This is a genomic window from Pseudomonas sp. FG86, assembly GCF_057808775.1.
The window spans coordinates 1-6,715 of sequence record NZ_JBMDIS010000158.1; the positions used below are offsets into that span (position 1 = coordinate 1).

Consider the following 6,715-nt stretch of genomic DNA (forward strand, 5'->3'; position numbering starts at 1 on the left):
AGAACGGGCGGATGCGATCGTGTTTCCACCGGTGATCTACTCCGTTTTAAAAGCGTCGCCGTTGAGTATTGAAGGATCAGAAATGAAGTTGGCGGGGTTCAATGTCACCACGGAAGGAACCGCAATTACCTGGTCAATCAAGGGGGACCCAATAGGAACCACCGATCAGCGCCAAGCCACGGGGGGCAGCCCGCCGATACGTTATCGGTCGTCAGATACAACAATCGCGACAGTTGAGCTTGATACGGGACGTGTCAGAAGTATTAAAAATGGTAGCGCAATCATTACAGCCAGAGACAACAACAACCATGAAGTGTCATACCGAGTCACCTGCACAAATGTTTACCGCATACTCCAGAACAATGAAGTAATGACGACATATCAAGTGGAACAATGGGTTGCGTCGCAGGGTGGAAAAAAAATAACCATTAGCGAAAAGCTCTTGATTGAAACTACATTCAACACAAAATTTACATTTAATGGGACCTATGTGGGTGGAAAAACAGGTGAGTACACGCCCTACTTTATTACTTCATTCACTGCCAACCCGCCGACCGCGCCCTATGTCGTCATATCGCAGCAACAGCACGATCCTGGCACGCCGGGCAGAGGCGCAATTTGCCTGAAACTGACGTAGCTGTCCTGATGTACTGCGCAACGCTGACACTTGGGAGTATCAGCGTCGGCTGATTTTTAGATATCACCGGCGACACCATCGTTCAGCGGCACTTCTGCATCATCCATCAGCGACCCTGGGTCTTCATTGCCCGGGTCGTTGAGTTCGTCTTCGTCTGCCTCTTCATCTGCTTCTTCATGGGCTTCTTCGAGTTCTTTGGACATGACCGCCTCCTCTAACTAACCGCCTTGGGTATCGATATCCGCATCGGTTTCAGGCTTGGGCTCGCGCTCGGGCTTGAAGTCTGGACTGTAGTCGTTTTCCTTGGCCTTGGGGTCGACGGCGGGCTTGGGGTCTTTCGGCGCGTCGGCGGCAGTGGCTGGGGCCGGTTCGCCGCCGTCGATGGTGGGATCGTTGCGATCGCTGACGTGTGGATCGCGGTCTTTGCTCATGGGGCACCTCGGGTGAAAACGCAACCTGCGTCAAGGTAAGGTCCCGCGCGGGTTGCTGAAGTTCCAATGGTTTAAGAAACGGGATTATCGATTTGGATATAAAAGGCGTAGGCGCCGAGCAACACCCAGAACACCATGAACAGCCATGGCGCGCGCATGGAGAACAGCAACGACTTGCGATAGCCCTTGTGGGAGGACTCCATCTCCGAGAACAGCGGCGATTCATCGTAGGCCATGCCCATCAGCGGTTCGCTGCGCAGCAATTCGCTCTGCTTGTAGTGCCAGTGGTCGATGATCTCGTACGCGGCCCGGATCCCCGGCCAGGCATTCAGGGAACTGAGGATGCCGAGGAAAGCCAGGAACACCGGCACCACCAGGGTGAACAACTTGCCCCACTCCGGGTTGAGGTTGCCCATGCCCGAGACGAAGGCAATGACCAGGAACGATTGCGCGGTGAGGTAGGCGTCGGTGCGGTTGGCCAGGATGCTGGTTTCGTACTGGATCTCGCGGCGGTAGAAATCCAGGCGGTCCTTGGGCGAGCCGAAAATCTTGGCGTTGTGTTCGCTGTGATCGATCAGGCTCGATTCGGGGGTGTCGGGTGAAATGATTCTGGGCACATCGGTGCTCCATGCCGGGGCTGAGCCCCCTTAGAAGAAGGCGGTAGGGGTGAAGTTCAAGTTTGTTCATGCACCAATCCAGGGCGCCGCATGCCCTTGTGGCGAGCGGGCTAGCCCCGCGTTGGGCCGCGAAGCGGCCCCAATAAGGCCACCGCATTTATCCAGGCCGATTAAATCGCCAGGTTTAGGGCCGCTTCGCCCCCCAACGCGGGGCCTGCCCGCTCGCCACCGATACAGTGTGCCTCCTTGACTGACGGGCATCAGGGCTTGCCACACGGGGAAATCAGCGCGGTATGCCCGTTCCGGCACAGGCATTGCTTTATCCATTCATCTGCCCCGATACAGGAACATTCGTTACCCCCTGACCCAGAGCCGACCCCCATAAGAAAGTAAGGACCAGGCCTGTTGGCACCCTCTGCCACGGGCTCATAAAAAATGCGGTTTTTTAAGCGGCAGTGCCACCCAAGGTTGTCCTCGGCACTGACAAGGTACTGGAATGGCTCGATCTTTCTTCGATGAAATGAATGACGCAAACGGCGTGTGCCGTGCGCACTATCAGGATTTCTCCCGCTGGCTGGCCAATACGCCGCCGGAATTGCTGGCCCAGCGTCGCCGCGAAGCCGATTTACTGTTCCATCGCGCGGGGATCACCTTCACCTTGTATGGCGACGAACAAGACACCGAACGCCTGATTCCCTTCGACATCATCCCCCGCAGCATCCCCGCCAGTGAATGGAGCGTGATCGAACGCGGCTGCATCCAGCGCGTCAAGGCGCTGAACATGTTCCTTGCCGACATCTACCATGACCAGCGCATCATCAAGGCCGGGATCATTCCGGCCGACCAGGTGCTGGGCAACGAGGGTTATCAAAAGGCCATGGTCGGCCTGAACCTGCACCGCGACATTTACTCGCATATCTCCGGTGTGGACCTGGTGCGCGACGGCGACGGCACTTACTACGTGCTCGAAGACAACCTGCGCACCCCCAGCGGCGTGAGCTACATGCTCGAAGACCGCAAAATGATGATGCGCCTGTTCCCCGAAGTGTTCGCCAAACAGCGCATCGCGCCGGTGGACCACTACCCCAACCTGCTGCTCAAGACCCTGAAAAGCGCCAGTCGCCTGGACAACCCCAATGTGGTGGTGCTGACGCCTGGGCGCTTTAACAGCGCGTTCTTCGAACATGCGTTCCTGGCGCGGGAAATGGGCGTGGAACTGGTGGAAGGCGCCGACCTGTTCGTGCACGACCTCAAGGTGTTCATGCGCACCACCGACGGGCCCAAGGCGGTGGATGTGATCTACCGGCGTATCGACGATGCGTTCCTCGATCCGCAGGCATTCAACCCGGACTCGATGCTCGGCGTGCCCGGGCTGGTCGCCGCCTACTGCGCCGGCAACGTGGTGCTGGCCAATGCGATCGGCACCGGGGTGGCCGACGACAAGTCGATCTATCCCTATGTGCCGGCCATGATCAAGTTTTACCTGGACGAAGAGCCCATCCTGCAAAACGTGCCGACCTTCCAATGCCGCAAGCCGGATGAACTGTCCCACGTGCTGGCCAACCTGGCCGAACTGGTGGTCAAGGAAACCCAAGGCTCGGGCGGCTACGGCATGCTGGTCGGCCCGGCGTCCACCGCGGCCGAGATCGAGGACTTCCGCCAACGCATCAAGGCCCGCCCCCATGCGTATATCGCCCAACCGACCCTGAGCCTGTCCACGTGCCCCACCTTTGTCGAAAACGGCATCGCACCACGGCATATCGACCTGCGGCCCTTTGTGCTGTCCGGCAAGGAAACCCGCCTGGTGCCGGGTGGCCTGACGCGGGTGGCACTGCGTGAAGGCTCGTTGATCGTCAACTCGTCGCAAGGCGGCGGAACCAAGGACACCTGGGTGGTGGAGGGCTGAGCATGCTGAGTAGAACCGCCGCAGATTTGTATTGGATGTCCCGTTACCTGGAGCGCGCCGAGAACCTCGCGCGCATGCTTGAAGTCAGTTATTCACTGTCGCTGATGCCCCAGGCCGGGCGCAGTGATGGCCTGGATGAACTGGCGATGTCGTTGCTCAGCAGCGGCACCCTGGACAGTTACCTGGAGCGCCACCAAACCCTGGATGCCGAGCGCATGTTGCACTTCTTCGCCCTCGACGAAGAGAACCCCGCCAGCATCTACAACTGCCTGCGCGCGGCCCGTGGCAATGCCCACGCGGTACGCGGGCGCATCACCGCCGACATGTGGGAGAACCTCAACGCCACCTGGCTGGAAATGCGCAGCATCGCCGCCGGCGGCCTGGCGCGGCATGGCATCAGCCACTTCTGTGATTGGGTCAAGCAACGTTCGCACCTGTTTCGTGGCGCGACCTCGGGCACCATCATGCGCAATGACGCCTACCGGTTTATCCGCCTGGGTACCTTCGTGGAACGTGCAGACAACACCCTGCGATTGCTGGATGCACGCTACGAGATGTTTGGTGAAGAGTCCGAAGAAGTCAGCGACCTCTCGGCCCGCGGCTACTACCAGTGGAGCGCCCTGCTGCGCGCGTTGTCATCATTTGAGGCGTATACCGAGCTGTACCCGAATGCGCTGAATGCGCGCTCGGTGTCGGAGTTGCTGCTGTTGCGCAGCGATGTGCCGCGTTCGCTGCATGCGTGTATTGAGGAATTGAGCCATATCCTCGCGGACCTGCCCGGCAGTTATGGGCGTACCGCGCAGCGGTTGGCGGCTGAGTTCGAGGCGCGACTGAGGTATACGGGGATTGATGAGATTCTGGAAGATGGGTTGCACAGCCGGTTGACGGAGTTTATTGAGACCGTGAGGGAGTTGGCGGGGGCGATTCATAGTTCTTATCTGGAGGTCGTGTAAACGGTGAGAGGGGGCTTGCTCCCGATTGCGTCAGTTAAGCAATTTACCGACTGATCCACCGCTATCGGGAGCAATTCGAAGGTTGTTGATGATGTACGGGGAAGACGGATTCTCGGTGAGTAAGTCCTAATGGAAGGACCAGGCATGAGCGTTTTTTTTGCGCAAAGCTCTTGCCGAGCGAATATATTGGGTACGGCTGTCGGGGCCATGGCCAACCTGCGGCATACGCTGGGGAATGGCGAGGTTGAAGTGATCTTGTCAGCCGAGGCCGATGGGGTGGCCATGACCGTCAGCAGCGCGCTGACGCTCGCGCTGCTTGCTCTGGATTCGAACCCAATTTAATCACACGCCCAACCCAGCAAAACACAACCAGTTGCAGCCCCTACCAGCAGTAACACAATCCGGTGTAAAGAAAGCGAAGCGGCAAGAACTTGATGCCACTCACCTTACTGACGGAGATACACTGAATTTACAATTGTTTTACATGGATATATTCCAGATTAAGTTCCTTCTTTAAGCTATCCGGGGATGCAGCCATAAAAACCAAATCCATAGAATTCGAAGTGGCTATGAATTCATATGTATATACCTTCGGCGGTTCAAACAATGGTGGTACAAAATCGGGGCCTCGTTGATTGACTCCTGCGGATATATAAAAGGTGTTTCCGACCACGTGTGAATATGGAACAGCAGCTTTGAAGGTTATTGAATACTTTTTCCCGCTAACGACCGAAAACACTTTGCCCAATAACGGACCAGTTTCATTATTCCATCCAGAGGCTATGTGGCGAGCCCACCACGTACCTTCATGATCAACTACAATCGTCCACGCCATCGCTACAGCTCTCCCACTCCAACCATTCCAGTTGTGATTTTCAAAACTCGTATAATCATCTAGTGGTGGTGAGTTTTGCACGGTATACCGCGTTACCGGAAAAGATACCGCGCCGGCCTCATTGGCATTCGGATCATAAGTCACTTTGAATTCGATAGTGACGACTCCACGATCCGGACAGGTTGCCAACCAAGCCAGCGGCGCCCTGTACACAAGCTCACCCACATAATTGTGTTGCGAGCCCGGCCAAATGATATTGGGATTAGGGTTAGCTCCTTCGCAGCGGTAGAGCAGCCAGATATACATGCCGGAGTATTGCAGTGGCCACGCGGCGATCCTGATTTTCGCATCCGTTGGTAAGTTGGCAATGTCCAATGTCCCATTATGGGCGACACCATTGATCAACGGGAACGGCAGACGGTCAAGAGGTATCGGCGTCACCGTCACCGTTAATGTCAGCGAGTCTCTCGTTATCCCAGCACGAGTCACCGCATATTTAAGGGTAAACGTCTTGTTCACATTACCGATGTTGGCGGCTATTGCCGTCTTGGGAACAACAAAGGCCACCGAGCCGCTGGCCAAGCCATATTTCTCGGCAATCACCGGCGAGCCGAGTCCCGCCGTCCCGACCATCGTGACCTTGATCCTGTCGGTGGTATACATCGGTGAGTACGCTACCGATACCGTGCCATCATTTTCCGCCCTCAAGGGCGCAAGTGTCACCGCAGTACCGCTACCGGTGGCCTGGGTCAGTATGGGCACCGGAAATTGAGCCGGCAGGGTGTCAACGGTGTAGACGGTAGGCGCAAAGATAATGGCATCGGCATCAAGTTTGCTGGTGCCCAGCACTGCTTTGAACTGCAAGGTCAGTTTGGTGTTATGGCCCAGCTCATTGAAGTAAGTCGCCGCGATAACCTGTTCATACCAACGATTGGAGTTCCAAAGTTCTGTTACAGAATTGAGGGCCAGGGTCCACACGGTGAGATTATGTGCTGCGCCATTCGCCTTGAAACCGCTGAACACCATGGCTACCGGTTGAAAGGCGGCGATAAACGGCCATGACCCAACGCGCAGAGTTCCCCCGGTGGTTACTGCACTCAGGTTCAGGACCTTGGTGGTCGGGTCGGCCTGATTGATACGGATCACGGTCTTTGCCAGCTCGGCGGCAGGTATCGGCGTCACCGTCACCGTTAATGTCAGCGAGTCTCTCGTTATCCCAGCACGAGTCACCGCATATTTAAGGGTAAACGTCTTGTTCACATTACCGATGTTGGCGGCTATTGCTGTCTTGGGAATAACAAAGGTCACCACACCACTGGTTGAGCCATATTTCCCG

Annotated in this window: 8 protein-coding genes; 4 read left to right on the plus strand and 4 right to left on the minus strand. The window is 56.7% G+C overall.

All coding sequences use genetic code 11. The features are described 5' to 3' along the window. Window positions 1–637, plus strand: a 637-nt coding sequence (locus ACODSV_RS35635) for an immunoglobulin-like domain-containing protein (protein WP_489047062.1), incomplete at its 5' end; no start/stop codon positions are given. Between the two features lie 56 nt (window positions 638–693). On the opposite strand, the gene ACODSV_RS35640 is transcribed toward ACODSV_RS35635, so the two are convergent. The 3 genes from ACODSV_RS35640 to ACODSV_RS35650 all read right to left on the minus strand — a co-directional run bounded on the left by ACODSV_RS35640 (window position 694) and on the right by ACODSV_RS35650 (window position 1,685). After that, window positions 694–840, minus strand: coding sequence for a hypothetical protein (locus tag ACODSV_RS35640; RefSeq protein ID WP_454843639.1), 147 nt, complete (start codon window positions 838–840; stop codon window positions 694–696). A gap of 15 nt (window positions 841–855) precedes the next feature. After that, on the minus strand, window positions 856–1,068 hold the full coding sequence (locus ACODSV_RS35645; protein WP_454843638.1) for a hypothetical protein: 213 nt from the start codon (window positions 1,066–1,068) through the stop codon (window positions 856–858). 71 nt (window positions 1,069–1,139) lie between these two features. After that, entirely contained in the window at window positions 1,140–1,685 is a 546-nt protein-coding gene (locus tag ACODSV_RS35650) for a hypothetical protein (RefSeq protein ID WP_454843637.1), read from the minus strand. Window positions 1,686–2,181: 496 nt separating this feature from the next. Here ACODSV_RS35650 and ACODSV_RS35655 point away from each other — a divergent pair, with 496 nt between their 5' ends. The 3 genes from ACODSV_RS35655 (at window position 2,182) to ACODSV_RS35665 (ending at window position 4,886) form a co-directional block, all read left to right on the plus strand. Next, window positions 2,182–3,591, plus strand: coding sequence for a circularly permuted type 2 ATP-grasp protein (locus ACODSV_RS35655; protein ID WP_150294471.1), 1,410 nt, complete (start codon window positions 2,182–2,184; stop codon window positions 3,589–3,591). Window positions 3,592–3,593: 2 nt separating this feature from the next. Continuing rightward, on the plus strand, window positions 3,594–4,544 hold the full coding sequence (locus ACODSV_RS35660) for an alpha-E domain-containing protein (protein ID WP_053130092.1): 951 nt from the start codon (window positions 3,594–3,596) through the stop codon (window positions 4,542–4,544). A gap of 144 nt (window positions 4,545–4,688) precedes the next feature. Continuing rightward, complete coding sequence (locus ACODSV_RS35665; RefSeq protein ID WP_150055316.1) at window positions 4,689–4,886, plus strand: hypothetical protein; 198 nt, start codon at window positions 4,689–4,691, stop codon at window positions 4,884–4,886. A gap of 127 nt (window positions 4,887–5,013) precedes the next feature. Here ACODSV_RS35665 and ACODSV_RS35670 read toward each other — a convergent pair. Further along, on the minus strand, window positions 5,014–6,715 hold a 1,702-nt coding region (locus ACODSV_RS35670), incomplete at its 5' end, for a hypothetical protein (protein ID WP_489078409.1).